Origin of the sequence: Mesorhizobium sp. M0437, from assembly GCF_040321335.1 — a bacterium.
Classification (GTDB): Bacteria; Pseudomonadota; Alphaproteobacteria; order Rhizobiales; family Rhizobiaceae; genus Mesorhizobium.
On the sequence record NZ_JAMYRK010000043.1, the window covers coordinates 25,390 to 43,101 of the forward strand.

17 protein-coding genes and 1 pseudogene are annotated in these 17,712 nt (G+C 64.3%); 8 read left to right on the plus strand and 10 right to left on the minus strand.

Features of this window, described 5'->3' with window-relative positions; translation table 11 throughout:
* Positions 1 to 11 precede the first annotated feature (11 nt).
* The 3 genes and pseudogenes from NKI72_RS23400 (at position 12) to NKI72_RS23410 (ending at position 1,848) form a co-directional block, all read left to right on the plus strand.
* Positions 12 to 738: pseudogene (locus NKI72_RS23400) on the plus strand (SDR family oxidoreductase).
* Positions 738 to 1,082 carry an Atu4866 domain-containing protein gene (locus tag NKI72_RS23405; RefSeq protein WP_352472700.1) on the plus strand — a complete coding sequence of 115 codons (345 nt, stop codon included), beginning with the start codon at positions 738 to 740 and terminating at the stop codon, positions 1,080 to 1,082. Before NKI72_RS23400 ends, NKI72_RS23405 begins: the two are co-directional and overlap by 1 nt.
* 511 nt (positions 1,083 to 1,593) lie before the next feature.
* The gene (locus tag NKI72_RS23410) at positions 1,594 to 1,848 is read left to right on the plus strand and encodes a DUF768 domain-containing protein (RefSeq protein ID WP_023677464.1); all 255 of its coding nucleotides are present in this window, start codon (positions 1,594 to 1,596) and stop codon (positions 1,846 to 1,848) included.
* A gap of 62 nt (positions 1,849 to 1,910) precedes the next feature.
* Here NKI72_RS23410 and NKI72_RS23415 read toward each other — a convergent pair whose 3' ends face one another.
* The 3 genes from NKI72_RS23415 to NKI72_RS23425 all read right to left on the minus strand — a co-directional run bounded on the left by NKI72_RS23415 (position 1,911) and on the right by NKI72_RS23425 (position 5,659).
* On the minus strand, positions 1,911 to 3,038 hold the full coding sequence (locus tag NKI72_RS23415; RefSeq protein ID WP_352850988.1) for a DmpA family aminopeptidase: 1,128 nt from the start codon (positions 3,036 to 3,038) through the stop codon (positions 1,911 to 1,913).
* A 28-nt stretch (positions 3,039 to 3,066) separates the two neighbouring features.
* On the minus strand, positions 3,067 to 4,632 hold the full coding sequence (xseA, locus tag NKI72_RS23420; RefSeq protein WP_352850989.1) for an exodeoxyribonuclease VII large subunit: 1,566 nt from the start codon (positions 4,630 to 4,632) through the stop codon (positions 3,067 to 3,069).
* A gap of 70 nt (positions 4,633 to 4,702) precedes the next feature.
* Positions 4,703 to 5,659 (minus strand): LysR substrate-binding domain-containing protein, encoded by a 957-nt coding sequence (locus tag NKI72_RS23425; RefSeq protein ID WP_023680469.1) that lies wholly within the window; start codon positions 5,657 to 5,659, stop codon positions 4,703 to 4,705.
* 234 nt (positions 5,660 to 5,893) lie between these two features.
* Between NKI72_RS23425 and NKI72_RS23430 the strand changes: the two genes are divergently transcribed.
* A complete protein-coding gene (locus NKI72_RS23430; protein ID WP_352821928.1) occupies positions 5,894 to 6,184 on the plus strand; it encodes a DUF1127 domain-containing protein in 291 nt (96 codons plus the stop codon).
* Between the two features lie 176 nt (positions 6,185 to 6,360).
* Here the strand turns inward: NKI72_RS23430 and NKI72_RS23435 are convergent, their stop codons facing one another.
* From NKI72_RS23435 to NKI72_RS23450, 4 genes are all read right to left on the minus strand, one after another.
* The gene (locus tag NKI72_RS23435; protein WP_352850991.1) at positions 6,361 to 7,419 is read right to left on the minus strand and encodes a DUF937 domain-containing protein; all 1,059 of its coding nucleotides are present in this window, start codon (positions 7,417 to 7,419) and stop codon (positions 6,361 to 6,363) included.
* Between the two features lie 102 nt (positions 7,420 to 7,521).
* The gene (locus tag NKI72_RS23440) at positions 7,522 to 8,895 is read right to left on the minus strand and encodes a glutamate--cysteine ligase (RefSeq protein ID WP_352850992.1); all 1,374 of its coding nucleotides are present in this window, start codon (positions 8,893 to 8,895) and stop codon (positions 7,522 to 7,524) included.
* A 185-nt stretch (positions 8,896 to 9,080) separates the two neighbouring features.
* Positions 9,081 to 9,815 carry a 16S rRNA (uracil(1498)-N(3))-methyltransferase gene (locus NKI72_RS23445; RefSeq protein WP_352541812.1) on the minus strand — a complete coding sequence of 245 codons (735 nt, stop codon included), beginning with the start codon at positions 9,813 to 9,815 and terminating at the stop codon, positions 9,081 to 9,083.
* A gap of 31 nt (positions 9,816 to 9,846) precedes the next feature.
* Entirely contained in the window at positions 9,847 to 10,494 is a 648-nt protein-coding gene (locus tag NKI72_RS23450) for a hypothetical protein (RefSeq protein WP_352850994.1), read from the minus strand.
* Between the two features lie 74 nt (positions 10,495 to 10,568).
* Between NKI72_RS23450 and NKI72_RS23455 the strand changes: the two genes are divergently transcribed.
* Together NKI72_RS23455 and NKI72_RS23460 are read left to right on the plus strand one after the other, a co-directional pair.
* Positions 10,569 to 11,267, plus strand: coding sequence for a type 1 glutamine amidotransferase (locus NKI72_RS23455; protein WP_352502086.1), 699 nt, complete (start codon positions 10,569 to 10,571; stop codon positions 11,265 to 11,267).
* Between the two features lie 287 nt (positions 11,268 to 11,554).
* Positions 11,555 to 11,695 carry a hypothetical protein gene (locus NKI72_RS23460; protein ID WP_292664785.1) on the plus strand — a complete coding sequence of 47 codons (141 nt, stop codon included), beginning with the start codon at positions 11,555 to 11,557 and terminating at the stop codon, positions 11,693 to 11,695.
* A 28-nt stretch (positions 11,696 to 11,723) separates the two neighbouring features.
* Here NKI72_RS23460 and NKI72_RS23465 read toward each other — a convergent pair whose 3' ends face one another.
* Genes NKI72_RS23465 through NKI72_RS23475 form a run of 3 tightly spaced genes read right to left on the minus strand, consistent with a single transcriptional unit; the run spans position 11,724 to position 14,529 of the window.
* On the minus strand, positions 11,724 to 12,494 hold the full coding sequence (locus tag NKI72_RS23465; RefSeq protein WP_352851010.1) for a metallophosphoesterase: 771 nt from the start codon (positions 12,492 to 12,494) through the stop codon (positions 11,724 to 11,726).
* Positions 12,495 to 12,532: 38 nt separating this feature from the next.
* The gene (locus NKI72_RS23470; RefSeq protein ID WP_352850995.1) at positions 12,533 to 13,669 is read right to left on the minus strand and encodes an alpha-hydroxy acid oxidase; all 1,137 of its coding nucleotides are present in this window, start codon (positions 13,667 to 13,669) and stop codon (positions 12,533 to 12,535) included.
* 56 nt (positions 13,670 to 13,725) lie between these two features.
* The gene (locus NKI72_RS23475) at positions 13,726 to 14,529 is read right to left on the minus strand and encodes a FadR/GntR family transcriptional regulator (RefSeq protein WP_352850997.1); all 804 of its coding nucleotides are present in this window, start codon (positions 14,527 to 14,529) and stop codon (positions 13,726 to 13,728) included.
* A gap of 212 nt (positions 14,530 to 14,741) precedes the next feature.
* Between NKI72_RS23475 and NKI72_RS23480 the strand changes: the two genes are divergently transcribed.
* Together NKI72_RS23480 and NKI72_RS23485 are read left to right on the plus strand one after the other, a co-directional pair.
* Complete coding sequence (locus NKI72_RS23480) at positions 14,742 to 16,076, plus strand: DUF3422 family protein (protein ID WP_352472690.1); 1,335 nt, start codon at positions 14,742 to 14,744, stop codon at positions 16,074 to 16,076.
* Between the two features lie 136 nt (positions 16,077 to 16,212).
* A complete protein-coding gene (locus tag NKI72_RS23485) occupies positions 16,213 to 17,709 on the plus strand; it encodes an FAD-linked oxidase C-terminal domain-containing protein (protein WP_352850998.1) in 1,497 nt (498 codons plus the stop codon).
* Positions 17,710 to 17,712: the final 3 nt, after the last annotated feature.

Consider the following 17,712-nt stretch of genomic DNA (forward strand, 5'->3'; position numbering starts at 1 on the left):
GGATCATCTCGATGACCATGAACAGAGTTGTTCTGATCACCGGTGCCTCCAGCGGCATCGGCGCTGGCATTGCCCGCGAGCTTGGCGCGGCAGGTGCGAAGCTGATGCTCGGCGCACGCCGCACCGACCGCCTTGAAGCGCTTGCGGCCGAAATCGAGGCAGCTGGTGGAACGGTTCGCGTGCGCGCTCGACGTCACCAGGAGGGCGGATGTCGCAGCATTCGCCGAGGCAGCCCGGGCCGAATGGGGCCAGGTCGATGTCATCGTCAACAATGCGGGCGTCATGCCGCTGTCGGCAATGGCAGCCATGAAGGTCGACGAGTGGGAGCTGATGGTGGACGTCAACATCAAGGGTGTTCTGTACGGCGTCGCGGCGGTTCTGCCCGAGATGACGGCACGCGGCTCCGGTCACATCATCAATATCGGTTCCATTGGCGCACTGGCCGTCTCGCCCACGGCTGCCGTCTATTGCGCAACGAAATACGCTGTCCGCGCGATTTCCGATGGGCTCCGCCAGGAGAGTGACGATATCCGCGTAACCTGCATTCATCCTGGCGTGGTGGAAAGCGAGCTGGCGAACATGATCTCCGACGAAGCCGCTGCCGCCGCCATGAAAAGCTGGCGTGCTATTGCCCTGCAACCCGATGCCATCGCCAGGGCAGTGCGCTATGCAATCGAACAGCCCGACGATGTCGACGTCAACGAGATAGTCGTGCGTCCGACGAAGGCGGCGCATTGATGCGATCCACTTTGGCCGCAGTGCTTACGGGTATTGCCGTTGCTGTAGCTCCAACCGGCCTGACCCTTCCTGCAACTCCAATCCTTGCGGAGGAACCAATGACGCACCAAGCTCATCCCTATGTCGGAATGTGGGTCACCGAGGATCGCCATATCAGGCACGAACTCCTGGCGAACGGCCGTTATGACGAAGCGCGCGGTGACCGCGAAAGCGCCTACCGGGGACGCTATGAAGTGCACGGCAACCACATAGAATACTGGGACGATACGGGCTTCACCGCGGATGGTGAGTTCGTCGAAGGCGTCCTCTATCATGCCGGCATGATCCTTTACCGCCAGCGGTAGAGAGCCACCCTGAGACAAGCACTTCAGGGTTTCCACAAGACGCTATTGCATGCCTTGCATGAGGCGCTCGGCAGCTTGCACGGCAAGGCCCGTCACACCACATATCTACCAGCAAGCGCGGCGGAAAGAAGCAGGACCGCAAGCAGAGTCGACATTGCAAATGGTTATCACTATATAGCGGCGGCTTTGACGGCTCGCCTCTTACATGGTGCCGGCGAGAGCGCGGTAAATGTGCTAGCTATTGTGACATCTATTGTGATCTAAAACGGCTTGAAAACCGACAAAAAGCAAATAGAAACAATAGCGCGGGTCGAACGAGTTTCCTCGAGAGAATCAGTCCTCAAGAACTAGAACGTGCTCCTTGAACCCTCCATTCCCTTCGGCTCTGTGGACCTCGGACAAGTTCGGCTTGCCGGGCGAAGCCGACTCGGCTCGAATGGCAGCACGCATCTTTTCGAAGATGCCGACGTTTATGATTACCAACCGGCATAGCCGCTAGGGAAACAGCAGTATGAGTGAACACGCAATCGAGTTCTTGCGCGGGTGGATTGGCGAAAAAGTCCACTGCCAGCCCTCGCCAGCCAGGATCGAGAAGCAGGCCGAGACCCTCGCCAGGGAATGTGCGGCCAAGGCCGCCGAAGCCGGCATACCCCTGGAGGATATCCAGGAAGAGGTCGGCGACATTCAGGAGCTCATTGCTTCGAGGCTCGAAGAGGCGGCCGAGGCCGATCAGGACGAGCGGAATTCCAACAAGCCTGCCGGCTGACGGACCGCCCCCCGGCAAAACCTGCCGGGCGAACATTGGCTGTCTGATGCAGTTGCGCGGTCTTATCGCCGCGCAGCTTTGCCAAATCTCTCCTCGAGCCATGCTTCCGGCAACGCCGGCACGAAATTGTCGTCGCGCCCGGTCATGTCTTCATTGGCGACCAGAGCATTGAGGATTGCCTCTTCCACGCTCTGAACGACGGCGTCGAAGAACGGGTTGATGTCGGCATCCGGTATATAGCCGGCGCTGACCAGCTTGCCGGCCGCGCCGCGCGCCGCATCGGCATTGGCCGTGCTGAAGGCCAGAAAAATATCGCCGGATGAATTGTATCCATAGCCGCCGGTCAGCGCGACGCCGAGCGGCACGCGTTTCGCCAGCCGTTTCAACTGGTGCGGCATGAATGGCGCATCGGTGGCGACGATCGCGATGATGGAGCTCTTTTCCGCTCGCGGCGTGTTGTCCCGGGTCGCCGGTTCGGCGAGTTCCGCTCCGGCTCTGATGCCACGGATCACGAGGTTCCGCCGTGCACCGAAATTCGACTGGACGAAGCAGCCGATCGTGAAACGCTCTCCATTCCAGTCGACGCGGCGCGAGGATGTGCCGGACCCTGCCTTGAAGCCGAAGGTGATCATGCCTGCGCCGCCGCCGACGCTGCCCTCTTCGATCGGCCCGCTTTCAGCCGTTTCGAGCGCGGAAAACACGTGCTCGAAGCTCACATGGTGGCCGTTGATATCGTTCAGGAAGCCGTCGTAAGTCTCGCCCGCCACCGGCAGCGCCCAGGCGCTGTCGAGCGATTGCGGCAGCACCGCCTGCATCCAGCGCAACGTTGCGTCGCGGCTGACGCCGCAGGAATGCGTGTTGGTGATGGTGATGGGAAGATTGAACGCGCCGAGTTCCTCTATCAGATGCGAGCCGGTCAGTTCGCCATTGCCATTGGCGCTGAACACGCCGGCGAACGCCGGGACGGCCAACTCGTCTCTGGGCCGTGGCAGGATCGCGGTCACGCCGGTGCGTACCGGACCCTTGCCGACGACGAGCGGCCCATCCCCTGAGATCAGCGTCGTATAGCCCACCGTCACGCCAGGCACATCGGTGATGGCGTTGAAGCGGCCCGGCGTTCCATCGAATGGGATCGCGAAGGCGCGGGCGCGCAGTTTGCCCGAGGGCGTCGCACGGTGCGGGTCGGTCATTTCACCCTCAAAGAAGTCTTGGTCACCCTCAGAAAAGCGAACCTTGGCCGCCCGGCGCCTTGAGCTTGGCCGCGGGCTTGGCAACCGTCTTCGGCCGCGCCGTGCCACTGATGGCGACTGCATCGGCGGTGCCGTCGGCGAACTCCAGCGAAAGCGCCATCCCCGACACAACCTCCGCCGCGTGCTTGACCACGGCGCCGTCCACATCCTTGACCAGCGCAAAGCCTCGCGCCAGCACGGCCTTGTGCGAGAGCGTCGCCAGCAGCCGGTCGGCCTGCGTCAGTTTTCCACGCAGGCGGTCCAGCCGCCGCGAAATCGCCTGGTCCTGCCGCCGCGTCAGTGCCAGCAGGGCATCGCCTTGCAGTTTCTGCCGTCTTGCGATCGGCGCCGGTGACAGTCTGGTCGCCGTGCGTGAAAACCGCGCTCGACGCTCGCGCACGATAGCGAAGAACGCCGCTTGCGCACGGGCGAGGTCGCGACGGGTCAGCGTGCGGGCTTCGTTCATGCGCCGCGACAAAGTCGCCGGCGTCAGCCGCTGCCCCAGAAGCCTGGCTCGCTTGCGCTCGACGCTGACCGCCAGCGCCCGGCCGAGCCGGCTCGGAGCCTCGTCGAAGCGCCTCCGCGGCAGCGCCCGCAACTGGGCGGGCGTGGGCAGCGCACGGGGGGCCGGGGGTGCCGCCTGCCGCTTGCGTTCGAAATTGCGCGACAGTGCGGTCTTCAACCGCGCGCCAAGGCCGGCAAGCGTCGCTTCGAGGTCGACCTTGACCGGCACGGCGATCTCGGCGGCGCCTGTCGGCGTCGGCGCCCGCACATCCGCAGCCAGATCGATCAATGTCCAGTCGGTCTCGTGGCCGACCGCGGAAATCACCGGAATACCCGAAGCGGCGACGGCCCGGGCGAGCGCTTCGTCGTTGAAGCCCCACAGATCCTCCAGGCTGCCGCCGCCGCGTGCCACGATCAACAGATCGGGCCGCGCGATGGCGCCGTCCCATGGCAGTGCGTTGAAGCCGTTGACGGCAGCGGTCACTTCCGCACCCGCCGTCTCGCCCTGCACCCGCACCGGCCAGACCAACACGTGCAGTGGAAACCGATCCTTGATGCGGTGGATGATGTCGCGGATGACGGCGCCTGTCGGCGAGGTGACGACGCCGATGACGCAGGGCATGAACGGCAGACGCCGCTTGCGCGCCGCGTCGAACAGGCCTTCGGCCTGCAGCCGGCGCTTGCGCTCGTCCAGCAGCGCCATCAGCGCACCGGCACCGGCCGGCTCGAGATTGTCGATAACGATCTGGTAGTTCGACTTTCCGGGATAGGTGGTGAGCCGGCCGGTGGCGATCACCTCCATGCCTTCCTCCGGACGGAATTTCAGCCGGCTCATCGTGGTCTTCCACACCACGGCGTCGAGCCGCGCGCGATCGTCCTTCAGGCAGAAATAGGCATGGCCGGAGGAATGCGGTCCGCGATAGCCGGAAATCTCGCCGCGCACCCGTACATTGCCGAAGACGTCCTCGACCGTACGCTTCAGCGCGCCGGAAATCTCGCTCACCGTATATTCGGTAGCGTTGGTGCGTGATTCGGATGCTGCGTCGCTCATCGGCCGATTGGGGGACGATTGCTGGCCGGCGTCAAGGCGGCCGTGTTCGATGTCCGCCCCAATCGCGCGATCACCAGCCCGGCAGGATCTGGTTCGGCTTGGTCCGCTTCATCTTGGCGAAGGCGAGGGCGGCGAAGTCGAACGTGCCGGTCTCCTCGCCGAGTGGCACGGAAATATTGTCGAGGCTCTCCGAAATGTGGCGCGCAAGCGCGTCGACGATCTCCGGCCGCGAGGTCTGACCGCGCATGATGCCGATGCGGCAATCGGGCAGGGCGCCGAAACCATCGGCCTCGCCCAGCACCCGCATGCCGGGCCGCAGGGCGCATTCCGGCAGCACCGAGATCGCCAGACCGGAGAGCACCGCGGCGGCGATGACGGTGGCAGAGAAGCTGGTGAACAGGATGCGATAGTCGCGGCTCTGCTGATCGAGCACGTCGGCGGCGGCCCGCCGCCAGATGCAGTTCGGCCGGCCGAAGGCCATCGGCAGGATCGGCTGCTCATGCGTCGCATGGTTGGCCGAGGTAACCCACAGCAGCGGTTCGCGCCGCACCACTTCCGACTGGCCGCGCGCGTCGTTGTGCGTCACCAGCGCCAGGTCGAGATTGCCGCGCTTGATGTGTTCGACCAGTCCCGGCGTCGGTTCGCAGATAACGGTCAGTTCGACATGCGGGTTGGAACGGGCAAACCGCGCCATGATCTCTGGCAGGAAGCGATCGGCATAATCGTCCGGCGTGCCGATGCGGATGGTGCCTTCGAGCCGGCGGTCGTCGAAGGCGGCCAGTGTTTCCTTGTTGAGATAGAGCAGCCGCCTTGCGTAGGAGAGCAGTCTGTCGCCTTCCTCGGTCAGCCTGTTGGTGCGGCCGTCTTTTTCGAACAGCGGCTTGCCGATCCGTTCCTCCAGCCGCCGCATCTGCATCGACACCGCAGACTGGGTCCGATGCACCGCTTCCGCCGCGCGGGTAAAGCTGCCGGTGTCGACAATCGAGATGAAGGTCTGCAACTGATCGAGATCGAGCGGCGCTTTCATTGGCCTAATCCATCATTGATGCTGATGCTAAAGATTAGAAACATTCGTTGGATTAATCAATCGGGCCATGGCAAATTCGCATTGTCCACATGAAGCGAATGCATGTCGCCCAAAAGTGGGCACCGGTTTTGGGGCGACGACATGCATCATCTTAGATGAATCGAAGCCGGAACGGCCGCTGTCGCCAGCGCCCGATCGACCGGTTTCGCCCGTTCGAATGTGAAGGAGACCGACATGGCTACGTTTGATTTCGCTACCGAGACCTCGCGCATCACCTCGCGTCCGGCCGTTGCGACGCGCGTGGCCAATGCGGCTGCCAATATTTACCGCGCCTGGAAAAACCGCCGCGCCTTTTATCGCCTCGGCGAGATGTCGGATGCCGAGCTTGCCGACATCGGTCTGACCCGCGCCGACCTGCACGTCGCTGTCGGTGTACCCTTTGGCCGCGATCCGACAGAGAGGCTTCGCGTCATCGCGGTCGAGCGCGCCGAAACGATCGAGGATATTGCCCGCAAGGTCGTGTGATCGCGTGGGTTTCGCCGTTCGGGCGCGTTGAACCTTTTTGAGGCACGACGCCACCAAGTTACGCAGGCTCCCCACTCCCTGCCGGATCCCCCCGGCCAGCCTGCGCGCTGCCCGGTCCTCCCAGGACCGGGCTTTCTTTTTTGGGCGGCACTGATGATTGGTTGCCGGTGTCTGGTCTAGCGCCGGCCCATGCCCTGCTTGAACTGGTCGAAGATCGACTCCATGCCTTTCTGGTAGTCGTCGCGCTGCTGGGCGCCTGTCTCGAACATCTTGCCGAACAGGTCGTCAAACGGATTTCTCGGCCTGCCGCTCGGATTGGCCTGCGGCTGCGGCGCCTGGGGTTGCTGCGGCGCCTGACGCGGCTGAGACTGCGGTGCGCCACCGCCGAACATGTCCTGCAGTACCTTGCCGAGCGGATTGTCACCATAAGGGTTCTGTGTTTGCTGGGGTTGGTTCTGCGGCTGCTGCGGCTGTGGTGCACCGCCGCCGAACATATCCTGCAGTACCTTGCCGAGCGGATTGTCACCATAAGGGTTCTGCGTCTGCTGCGGCTGGCTTTGCGGCTGCTGCCCGCCGCCGAACATGTCCTGCAGCACCTTGCCCAGCGGGTTGTCGCCGTAAGGGCTCTGCGTCTGTTGCGGCTGCTGCCCGCCGAACATATCCTGCAGCACCTTGCCGAGCGGGTTATCCGTGGGGCCTGCAGGCTGAGGGGCCGGCGCCTGGCTGCCGCCGCCAGCCTGCCGCATCATCTGCTCGATGAGCTCGCCAAGCGGATTGCCGCCACCGCCTGCCGCATGCATCTGCCCGCCTAGCTGGTTGGTGGTCTGCTTGAACAGCCCGCCCATCATCATCGAGGCGATTGCCGGCAGCATCTGCTGCAACACCTGCTGGCTGACGCCGCTCGCCTGCGCGGCCTGGCTGGCGACGGCCCGCGACAGGTCCTTCGAGCCGAACAAATGGCCGAGAATGCCCTTACCTTCATCGAGGCCCTGCGGCGAGAAGGCCCGGCTTGCATCCTCGAAATATTTGGCGTGCTGGCCGCTGGCCATCGCCGTCATGAAGGAGCCGAGCCCATAAGGGTCCGCCGTGTTGCGCTTCAGCCCCTGCGAAAAGGCCGGCAGCAGCGCCGCGACCGCCGCCTGCGTCTGCTGCTGCGAAAGCCCGAACTGCTGGGCCAGCGCCTGCATGCCGTTGCCGTTCTGGGCCTGTGCCAGAATATCGAACAAGGAAGGCATTGTTTTCTCCTCCGGGAAAATCCTCGTTGGAGAAGCCTAATTCGTTTCCATCACCGATTGAAGCGAATTTGCCGGACCGTCGGCCAAGCGGATAGCGAAGCGTTAATACGCGTATTCCATGAACACCGGCTCGATCGAGCCGCCCCAGCGTGTGTGGTAGGCCGAGAGCATCTCTTCGGCGCTGGTGGTGCCACGCGCGACGACCTCGTCCAGCGTGTTGAGGAACGACGTCTCGTCATAGCCGTCGCGGTTCTTGCGGCCGCGGTTCTTCAGTCCCATGCGCGAGATGACGAGCACGTCACGGGCTATCTCGCGCAATGTCGTGTTGCGGAAGGGCGCCGAAATGCCCTGTTCCGGCACCGCGTTGCGCATTGCCAGCACTTCGTCGTAGCTCCAGCTCGAGGTCAGCGCCTCGGCCGCGTCGAGCGCAGCCGCATCGTAGAGCAGCCCGACCCAGAAGGCCGGCAGCGCGCAGATGCGCCGCCACGGCCCGCCATCGGCGCCGCGCATTTCGAGAAAGCGCTTCAGCCGCACATCCGGGAACAGCGTCGAGAGATGGTTCGCCCAGTCGCCCATCGTCGGCAGCCCGTCCGGCAGTTCGTTGCGGGCAGCACCCGCCATGAACTGGCGGAAGGTGATGTGCGTCATGTCGTGGTATTGGCCATCGCGGATGACGAAATACATCGGCACGTCGAGCGCCCATTCGACATAATCGGCAAAGCCGAAATCGGGCGAGAAGCAGAATTCGAGCAGGCCGGAGCGCTGATTGTCGGTGTCGCGCCAGATCTCGCCGCGCCAGCTCTGCAAGCCGTTCGGCCGGCTTTCGGTGAAGGGCGAGTTGGCAAACAGCGCCGTCGACAGCGGCTGCAGCTTCAGCGACACCTGCATCTTGCGGCGCATGTCGGCTTCGCTTTCGAAGTCGAGATTCACCTGGATCGTGCAGGTCCGGTACATCATGTCGAGGCCCTTGGTGCCGACCTTGGGCATGTAGCGGGTCATGATCTCGTAGCGCGATTTCGGCATCTTCGGCGTCTCGGCCAGTGACCATTTCGGGCTGCCGCCAAGGCCGAGAAAACGAATGCCCATCGGTTCGGCGATCTCGCGCACCTGCGCCAGATGCGCATTGCCTTCGCGGCAGGTCTGGTGGATCGTCTCCAGCGGCGCGCCGGACAGCTCGAACTGGCCGCCGGGCTCCAGCGAGATCGCGCCCTGGCCGGTCGGCTCGACCAGGCCGATGATGCGGCCGGCATCCATGATCGGGTCCCAGCCGAGTTTGTCCTGCATGCCTTCGAGGATGGCGCGGATGCCGCGCTCGCCGCCATAGGGCACCGGCGCATTGCCGTCGACATAGAACGGGAATTTCTCGTGCTCGGTGCCGATGCGCCATTTGTCGCGCGGCTTGTTGCCTTCGGCCAGATGCTCGACGAGTTCGTCGACGCTTTCTATCGGCCGGAAGTCGGTTGTATCGCGCGCCATAGGAGCCCTCCGCACATGACCCTGAAAATCGGCTTCGATTTTCGGAAGGGATCAGGTGCCCAATCAAATGCTACAGCGTCCTTTACGCGCCCGAAAGGACACGCGGCCACTGCCGGCGCTAGATGGACGAAATGTCAGTAGCCGATCAAGCGAAAAATCCTGAGCCAGCGGGTAATTGGAATTGATCACCAATCGCCGATTGTCGCCTGGATCAGCGCCAGTGCCGCCACCGCCGCCGTATCCGCTCGCAGGATGCGCGGTCCGAGCGGAATCGCGGTAACGAAGGGCAGCGCTCTCAGCATCTTGCGTTCCTCGTCGGAAAAGCCGCCCTCCGGTCCGACCAGCAGACCGAGCTTGTTCTCCCGCACCACCTGCAGTGCCGGCAGGGGACTGTTGGTCGATGCATCCTCGTCGCAGAAGATCAGCCGCCGCTCGGGGTCCCAGCCCGCCAGCAGGCGCTCGAATTTTTCCGCTTCGCGCAGCTCTGGCACCGCCAATATGCCGCATTGCTCGGCCGCCTCGACGACATTGGCGCGCAGGCGCTCGATGCCGGGTTTTGCCACTTGCGTATGCTGGGTGATGACCGGCTGCAGGATGCCGGCGCCCATCTCCACCGCCTTTTGCACGAGGTAGTCGAGCCGCCCTTGCTTCAGCGGCGCGAAACAGTAGACGAGATCGGGCAACGGCGGCTGCGGCCGCTGCAATGCCAGCAACTTCAGGCGCAACGCCTTCTTCGATTTTGCCGCGATCGCAGCCGACCATTCGCCGTCGCGGCCGTTGAAGACCAGAATTTCGGCGCCTTCGCCGAGCCGCAGCACGTGCGAGAGATAATGGCTCTGCTGCGGGCCGACGTCGAACTCGATGTCCGGTCCAAGCCCGTCCGGCACGAACAGCCGCTGCATCTTGTAATTGGCGCGCATCGCCGAGGAATGGGCGAGGCCATCGCCGGCGTCAAGCCTCCGCGCTGGCGTGCCAGACAGGTCTGTAGCCACGCTTCAGCACGGAAACAGTTGTCGCCGGCGTGAGCAGGCCGATTGGACCGTCGGTAAAATCGCCGAATCCCACCGGTTCGCCATAACCGCCGAAACTCCAGGGCAGCGCGGCGCCGTCAAACAGGGCGTACGCCCTGTTTCCTGACGAGATCATCGTGCCGTCCGGCAAATCCGCAAGCGCTTCCGGTTCCAGTCTCGTCGCCCGCCCGCCCGATGCCAGGCGCTCCTTGTGCAGGCGCTTGTCGAGTTGCGGCGCGCGTGACTCGGCAATGCCGAAGGCGTCGCCGAAACGCCGGACAAAATCCCTGGCCCGCTCGCGCCGGCAGAAGAAGCAGGGACGGTGGCCGGCGGCAAGTGCCGTCACCTCGTCGAGGAAAAACAGCTCGGTCCAGCCGGCCTTGCCGCCAGCCCGGTTGCGCCCCATCGGCTCGCGCCGCACGTTGCCGAATTCGCAGACGCAGATGATCCAGGCTTGCAGCGCCCAGCGCTTCTTCAACAGCGTTCTCGTCTCGGGGTCGTGAATGATGCCGCGATTGCCCATGAACAGGCCGCGCTCCGGCACGGCATGGATGGCGCCGAACGGGTCGACCCGGTTTTGCAGTGGCATAGGCGTTCCCTGTTGGCTGCAATGCTGGCGCCATGATATCGCTCGTTGCATCAATTTCATGTCAGCAGGTTTCGATGCGGGTCTTGGTTGTCCAGAACTTCGACAATGAGGGCCTTGGCCAGATCGGCGCGGCCCTTGTCGAGGCGGGCGCCGATATCGACCTGCGCAGGCCCTATCGCGGCGACGCGCTGCCGCAAGACAGCGGCGGGCATGACGCCATGGTGGTGCTCGGCGGCGCCCAGAATGCACTGGACGACGAGCTCTGTCCTTACTTTCCGGGCCTGCTCGACCTGACGCGCGACTTTGCCGAGAGGGATCGCGCGGTGCTCGGCATCTGTCTTGGCGGCCAATTGGTCGCGCGCGCCTTTGGCGGCGAGAACCAGATCGGCGCCGCATCGGAGTTCGGCTGGCACGAGGTCGCGCTCACCGCGGCGGCGCAGGCCGATCCGGTGCTCGCCGCCTTGCCCGAAAAATTCCCGATCTTCCAGTGGCACGACGACACCTTTGCCTTGCCCGAGACTGCCGTGCGGCTGGCCGGCAACGCCGTCGCCGAGAACCAGGCGTTCCGCATCGGCCGCGCCGTCTATGGCTTCCAGTTTCATTTCGAGGCCGACCGGCCGATGGTTCGCGACTGGAGCACGTCCTTTGCACCGTTGATCGCCGAACGCCATCCGGATTGGGCCGTCCGGCTCGACGACGAAATGGCCCGCAACGGACCCCCAGCCGATGCCGCCGGCCTGGCCATCGCGCGCGCCTGGGTGGCGACGATCTGACGGCCCATATAGTCAACGTATTTGGCGACGTTGCATATTTGGCACGCGGCGGCAAATCCGCCGGGGATAACGCGTTTCATCCTTGGCCTGTGTCTGTCCGCCAGCCTAAAAGGCGCGCGCTCTGCATCTTGCGTGCAACCGCGATGAACCTTTCCTGTGACCCGCGCGACACACCGCCGATACAGAACATGCCTAGAAGCGCGAAACCGTCCGACATTTGCGACGTATTTTGCGTTTCAACGCATTGGTAACCCGCTCGTGCATAGATGCAGGAAGCTCAACAAGAGATGACGTCCGTGAAAGCAGCCTTTTTGTCCTTTGTCATGTTGTCGGCTATCGTCTTGTGCGGCCTCGGCATTTATTCCGCCGACGCGGCCAACGACCACAATGCCGTTGACGGCTACGGCGTCACCGCCGCGCTTCGCTAGCCTCTCTGCTCATAATCCCACGCGTTTCCTACGCTCGCTCACCCGTCACTGTCAGGACATGCTTGTCCGCGCCGTCCACCACGAGCGCGGTGAGGTGTCCCGACTGCCAGGCGAGGGTGTCGACATTGACGCGGTTGCCGGTGATTTCGGCCTTGGGCACCGGCGTATGACCGTGCACCACGATCTTCGGATGAAGGCCGGTGTGATCGTGGAAGACCTCGCGGATCCAGATCAGGTCCTGCCGGCTCTGGCTTTCCAGCGCAACGCCGGGCCGGATGCCGGCATGGCAGAAGAAGAAGTCGCCGAACGTCACTGAGAAGGGCAGCGAGCGCAGGAACTCGACATGGTTCTGCGGCACCGCCTCGACCAGTGCGGCGTGCCCTTGCCGCAGTGCCGCATCGGCGCGGCCAAACCAGGCGCTGCTCCCACCGAGCGAGACACCATACGATAGCGCAGTCTGGATGCCGCCATAGCGCATGAACAGCCCGTCCGGATCGGGGACATCGAGAAAATCGAGAAAGCCGAGATCATGATTTCCGGCGAGCATCAGGTGACGCGGATCGCGTCTTTGCGCGTCGATCAGGAAATCGATGACGCCCCTGGAGTCCGGGCCGCGATCGACATAGTCGCCGAGATGGATCACGCGCCAATCGGCCGACGGCCTTTGACCCAGCTCCGCCTCGATCCGCCGGTGCATGGCGGTCAGCAAATCGAGCCGGCCGTGCACATCGCCGATCGCGTAAAGGCGTATGCCTTGCGGTCCGCGCGCCTCGTAGAAACTGATGCCGGGCTCCGTCAATGCCTGCGTCGCCTCCGTGGTCATGCCGTCACGGGACTTTAGCGCCGAAGCTGATCCTTGCCCATGTCGGTGACCAGACGCTTTCCGCACAGAGCCAGCGTTATGTCCATCTCCTTGCGGATGATTTCCAGCGCCTTGGTAACCCCTTCCTTGCCGAGTGCGCCGAGGCCGTACAGGAAAGGCCGGCCGATATAGGTGCCCTTGGCGCCGAGGCACAGTGCCTTGAGCACGTCCTGGCCGGAACGGATGCCGCCGTCCATATGCACCTCGATCGCGTCGCCGACGGCGTCGGCGATCTCTTCGAGCGCCGTGATCGACGACGAGGCGCCGTCGAGCTGGCGGCCGCCATGGTTGGATACGATGATCGCGTCGGCGCCTGTCCTGGCCGCCATCAGCGCATCCTCCTTGTCGAGTATGCCTTTCAGGATCAGCTTGCCGCCCCAGCGCTCCTTGATCCAGGCGACGTCCTTCCACGACAGATGCGGATCGAACTGCTCCTTCGTCCACGACGACAGCGAGGCGAGGTCGCCGACGCCCTTGGCATGGCCGACGATGTTGCGGAAGCTCCGGCGCTTGGTCCCGGCCATGCCGACGCACCAGCGCGGCCTGGTCGCCATCTGCCACAGGTGCTTCGGCGTCATCCGCGGCGGCGCCGAAAGCCCGTTGCGGATATCCTTGTGGCGCTGACCGAGGATCTGCAGGTCGAGCGTCAGCACCAGCGCCGAACATTTCGCCGCCTTTGCGCGGTCGATCAAATCGAAGACGAAATCCTTGTCGCGCAGCACATAGAGCTGGAACCAGAACGGCTTCCTGGTCACCGACGCGACATCCTCGATCGAGCAGATGCTCATTGTCGACAGCGTGAACGGCACACCGAATTCTTCCGCCGCCTGGGCCGCCAGCATCTCGCCGTCCGGATGCTGCATGCCGGTCATCCCGGTCGGCGCCAGCGCCACTGGCATCGTCACCTTCTCGCCGATCATGGTCGATTCCAGCGAGCGGTTATCCATGTCGACCAGCACGCGCTGGCGGAACTTGATCTTCTGGAAATCTTCCTCGTTGGCCCGGTAGGTGCTTTCGGTCCAGGCGCCGGAATCGGCGTAGTCGAAGAACATCTTCGGCACGCGGCGGCGTGCCAGGTCCTTGAGGTCGGCGATGGTGAGAATGCTGCTCATGGATCTCTTTCCGCTGGTTCTTCGCTGGTTCGTCGTTGAATTTTTCTGGGCGGGGCCTACGGCTGTTTTCTTGCCGCCTCGCCGTCACCGGGCTCGGAGCGCTGCCTGAGCCTCAGCCGCGACACGCGCTGCCAGTCGCCGCTGCGCTCGGCCTCGGCCATCGATCGTTCGACGTAGGAGATGTGGTCCATCGCCGCCTGCCGCGCCGCAGCCGGATCGCCGGCCTTGACCGCGGTGTAGATCGCCCGGTGCTGCGAAAGCAGCGCCTCGCGCGCGCCCGGCACGTTGAACACCAGCCGCCGGTTCTCGAACACGCCTTCCGACAGCAGCCGATAACAGGAGCGCAGCGTGTGCAGCAGGATGATGTTGTGCGCGCATTCGCAGATCGCGTGATGGAACTCGACGTCGATTTCCGCCTCGTCGTCGAAATTGCCGGTCCGGTGCGCCTCGTCCATACGTGCCATGATGCGGTCGAGCAGCGCCAGATCGTCCGATGTGGCACGCCGCGCCGCATATTCGGCCGCCACCGCCTCGATCTCCCGGCGGTACTCCAGATAGTCGGTCACCGCCTTGCGATGCATCGAGATCAGGTCGGTCACCGGCTTGGTGAACAGCTGGCCGATGACATCGGCGACATGGGTGCCGCCGCCTGGCCGTGTCGTCAACAGCCCGCGCCCTTCCAAGGCTTTCAAGGCATCGCGCAGGATCGGCCGCGACACCTCGAACTGGCGCGCCAGTTCGCGCTCGCCCGGCAGCCGGTCGCCGGTGCGCAGGACGCCTTCGAGGATCAGGCTCTCGATCTGCTGCACCACCTCGTCGGCGGTGCGCGAATGCTCGATCCGGGAGAAAATGTCGCTCAAACGGGATGCCTGGGGGTTGAACCGATGTCGCGCAAGATAAAGCCGGCGTCGCCAACTGGTCAAATTATTTATCCAATTCGCCGGGGGCCGGGTCCGTTTCACAGCCGCGGCGCCATATCATCTTCAGCTAAATTGGGCGTTTGCGTCGCCTGGCGATTGCCTCTAGAGGGACATCATTGCCAAAGGGCTCACAGAAGCCCGGGGGACCAGCCGTGCCAGACGCCGACCCTTCCAACCTCGAATTCCAGCTGCGCGCCAAAGCCGTGGGCGGCACCGTCATGGGCTTTCCGGCGCATGAAGGTCGGCCGGGCGCGCTCGGCGAGGTCCACGCCCGGCCGCAGCCGCTGGTCGAAAAGCCGCGCGTGCTGGTGCAGCTTTCCTTCATGACCGAAGCTGGATCCGGGATCGATCAGGCCGTGCTTTCCGAATTGTCGCGACGCCTCGGCATCGCCGCGCCCGACCCTCACGCCCGCCACCACGCGATGAAATGGGGCAAGGGCTCGCTGCGCTGGGAACGCCACACGGAATTCTCGACCTATCTCTGGGAAGGCCCGCTCGCCGAAAACGGCAGGGGGCAAGAAGACACACCCTTCGGCAACGGGTTTTCGCCGCCGGGCACGGTGATTTCCGGCATCAGGCTGGAGATCCGCAAATGGACGCCGGCGAACGAAAAACTGATCGCCGGCTTCGACCCGACCAGCCTGTGCTATTCGCTGGTCGAGCGCGGCAACGCGGCCATCGTCACCGATTTCCGTCAGGATGGCGACGGCTTGACCCGCATGCTGGTGCTCGACCGCGGCCTGACCCCGGCGCGCACCGGGGCACTGTCGCAGCGGCTGATCGACATCGAGACCTACCGCACGCTGGCCATGCTTGGGCTGCCGCTGGCCCTGACGCTGTCCGGTCGCGCCCGCCGCATCGAAGACAGGCTGGCCCAGACCACGTTGGAAATGAAGGTCGCCGAGACCCGCGACAGCCAGACGCTGCTTGCCGACTTGACCGAACTGGCCGCCGAGCTGGAGGCCGATGCCGCCTCCAGCCTCTACCGCTTCGGCGCCAGCCGCGCCTATGACGGCATCGTGCGCGAACGGCTGGAGGCGCTCGACGAAGAGGCGGTGCCCGGCTACGACACCTGGGGCGGTTTTCTGCAGCGCCGCGTGGCGCCGGCGATGCGTACCTGCCGTTCGGTCGAGGAGCGCCAGGCCAACCTGTCGACGAAGCTCACCCGTGCCACCACACTGCTGCGCACCTGGGTCGACGTCGAGGTCGAGAAGCAGAACCGCGATCTTTTGGCATCGATGAACAATCGCGCCCGCCTGCAATTGCGGCTGCAGCAGACGGTGGAGGGGCTCTCGGTCGCCGCGGTTTCCTACTATGTCGTCGGCCTCATCGGCTACGTCGCCAAGGGCGCCTCGATCTTCGGCCATGCCTTCGCGCCGGAAATGGTCACCGCCGCCTCGGTGCCGCTCGCGGTCGTGCTCGTCTGGTGGGGCGTGCGCCGCGTCCGCCGCATGCACTCCGAACCAGGCAAGCAGCCGGGCGAGTAATGTGGGGCGCAGCGGCAGATTGCCGCTGCGGAAGGCTGTCTCGGCCATAGGCCTCTCATCCCGGCCAACGCGGCATTTGCAAGCGACCACTGTCGCTGGTAAAAGATTTTTACCAGTCGATCGAAGGAGGCTGTCGATGTCCGGCCTTGCCATGCCGAAACCAGACGACGCCACGATGCGCTGGCGCGACGAGATCGTCGCCGATATGCGCATCATGGTGCCGGGCGAGGGCGTCGTCGACGCCGCCAATGCCATGCGCGCCTTCGAGAGCGACGGGCTCACCGCCTACCGGCAATTGCCGCTGGTCGTGGTGCTGCCGCAGACCGTGGCGCAGGTGTCGCGGGTGCTGAAATATTGCAGCGACCGCAACATCCGCGTCGTGCCGCGCGGCTCCGGCACCTCGCTCTCCGGCGGTGCGCTGCCGCTCGAAGACGCGGTGCTGCTGGTGATGAGCCGCTTCAACCGCATCCTCGAGATCGATTTTCAGAACCGCGTCGTCGTCGCTCAGCCCGGCGTCACCAATCTCGGCATCACCACCGCCGTCGAGCAGGAGGGCTTCTATTACGCCCCCGATCCATCCTCCCAGATCGCCTGCTCGATCGGCGGTAATGTCGCGGAAAATTCCGGCGGCGTGCACTGCCTGAAATACGGTCTCACCGCCAACAATGTGCTCGGCATCGAGATGGTGCTGATGAATGGCGAGGTGGTGCGCCTCGGCGGCAGCCATCTCGACGCGGAAGGCTACGACCTGCTCGGCGTCATGACCGGCTCCGAAGGACTGCTCGGCGTCGTAACCGAGGTCACCGTACGCATCCTGAAGAAGCCGGAGACGGCGCGTGCCCTGCTGATCGGTTTCCCGACCAGCGAGCAGGCCGGCCAATGCGTTGCCGATATCATCGGCGCCGGCATCATTCCGGGCGGCATGGAGATGATGGACCGTCCGGCCATCCACGCCGCCGAGGATTTCGTCCAGGCCGGCTATCCGCTCGATGTCGAGGCGCTGCTGATCGTCGAGCTGGACGGGCCGGGTGTCGAGGTCGATCACCTGATCGGCCTGGTCGAAGCCATTGCTTTTAGGAACGGCTCGACCACATGCCGCACGTCGCAGTCGGAACAGGAGCGGCTGAGCTTCTGGGCCGGCCGCAAGGCGGCGTTCCCGGCGGTCGGCCGCATCTCGCCCGACTACTACTGCATGGACGGCACCATCCCGCGCAAGGAACTGCCGCGCGTGCTCGCCGGCATGCGCGAACTGTCGGAGAAATACGGGCTCGGCGTCGCCAATGTCTTTCACGCCGGCGACGGCAATCTGCACCCGCTCATCCTCTATGACGCCAACGTGCCGGGCGAACTCGACAAGGCGGAGAGTTTCGGCGCCGACATATTGCGGCTCTGCGTCAAGGTCGGTGGCGTGCTGACCGGAGAGCACGGGGTCGGCATCGAGAAGCGCGACCTGATGCCGGAAATGTTCAACCAGATCGACCTCGACCAGCAGATGCGCGTCAAATGCGCCTTCGACCCCAACCATCTTTTGAATCCCGGCAAGGTCTTCCCGCAATTGAGGCGATGCGCCGAGCTCGGGCGGATGCACGTGCATCGCGGGCAAGTGGCGTTTCCGGACATTCCGAGGTTTTGAGGG

What these genes read in the sequence shown, in the direction of transcription:
- xseA (WP_352850989.1), bottom strand. Translation starts at nt 4,632, where the DNA reads ATGAGCGACGCAGCATCCGAATCACGCACCAACGCTACCGAATATACG.
- NKI72_RS23450 (WP_352850994.1), bottom strand. Translation starts at nt 10,494, where the DNA reads ATGCCACTGCAAAACCGGGTCGACCCGTTCGGCGCCATCCATGCCGTG.
- NKI72_RS23460 (WP_292664785.1), top strand. Translation starts at nt 11,555, where the DNA reads ATGACGTCCGTGAAAGCAGCCTTTTTGTCCTTTGTCATGTTGTCGGCT.
- NKI72_RS23470 (WP_352850995.1), bottom strand. Translation starts at nt 13,669, where the DNA reads ATGAGCAGCATTCTCACCATCGCCGACCTCAAGGACCTGGCACGCCGC.
- NKI72_RS23430 (WP_352821928.1), top strand. Translation starts at nt 5,894, where the DNA reads ATGGCTACGTTTGATTTCGCTACCGAGACCTCGCGCATCACCTCGCGT.
- NKI72_RS23440 (WP_352850992.1), bottom strand. Translation starts at nt 8,895, where the DNA reads ATGGCGCGCGATACAACCGACTTCCGGCCGATAGAAAGCGTCGACGAA.
- NKI72_RS23425 (WP_023680469.1), bottom strand. Translation starts at nt 5,659, where the DNA reads ATGAAAGCGCCGCTCGATCTCGATCAGTTGCAGACCTTCATCTCGATT.
- NKI72_RS23445 (WP_352541812.1), bottom strand. Translation starts at nt 9,815, where the DNA reads ATGCGCGCCAATTACAAGATGCAGCGGCTGTTCGTGCCGGACGGGCTT.
- NKI72_RS23410 (WP_023677464.1), top strand. Translation starts at nt 1,594, where the DNA reads ATGAGTGAACACGCAATCGAGTTCTTGCGCGGGTGGATTGGCGAAAAA.
- NKI72_RS23415 (WP_352850988.1), bottom strand. Translation starts at nt 3,038, where the DNA reads ATGACCGACCCGCACCGTGCGACGCCCTCGGGCAAACTGCGCGCCCGC.
- NKI72_RS23455 (WP_352502086.1), top strand. Translation starts at nt 10,569, where the DNA reads ATGCGGGTCTTGGTTGTCCAGAACTTCGACAATGAGGGCCTTGGCCAG.
- NKI72_RS23435 (WP_352850991.1), bottom strand. Translation starts at nt 7,419, where the DNA reads ATGCCTTCCTTGTTCGATATTCTGGCACAGGCCCAGAACGGCAACGGC.
- NKI72_RS23405 (WP_352472700.1), top strand. Translation starts at nt 738, where the DNA reads ATGCGATCCACTTTGGCCGCAGTGCTTACGGGTATTGCCGTTGCTGTA.
- NKI72_RS23485 (WP_352850998.1), top strand. Translation starts at nt 16,213, where the DNA reads ATGTCCGGCCTTGCCATGCCGAAACCAGACGACGCCACGATGCGCTGG.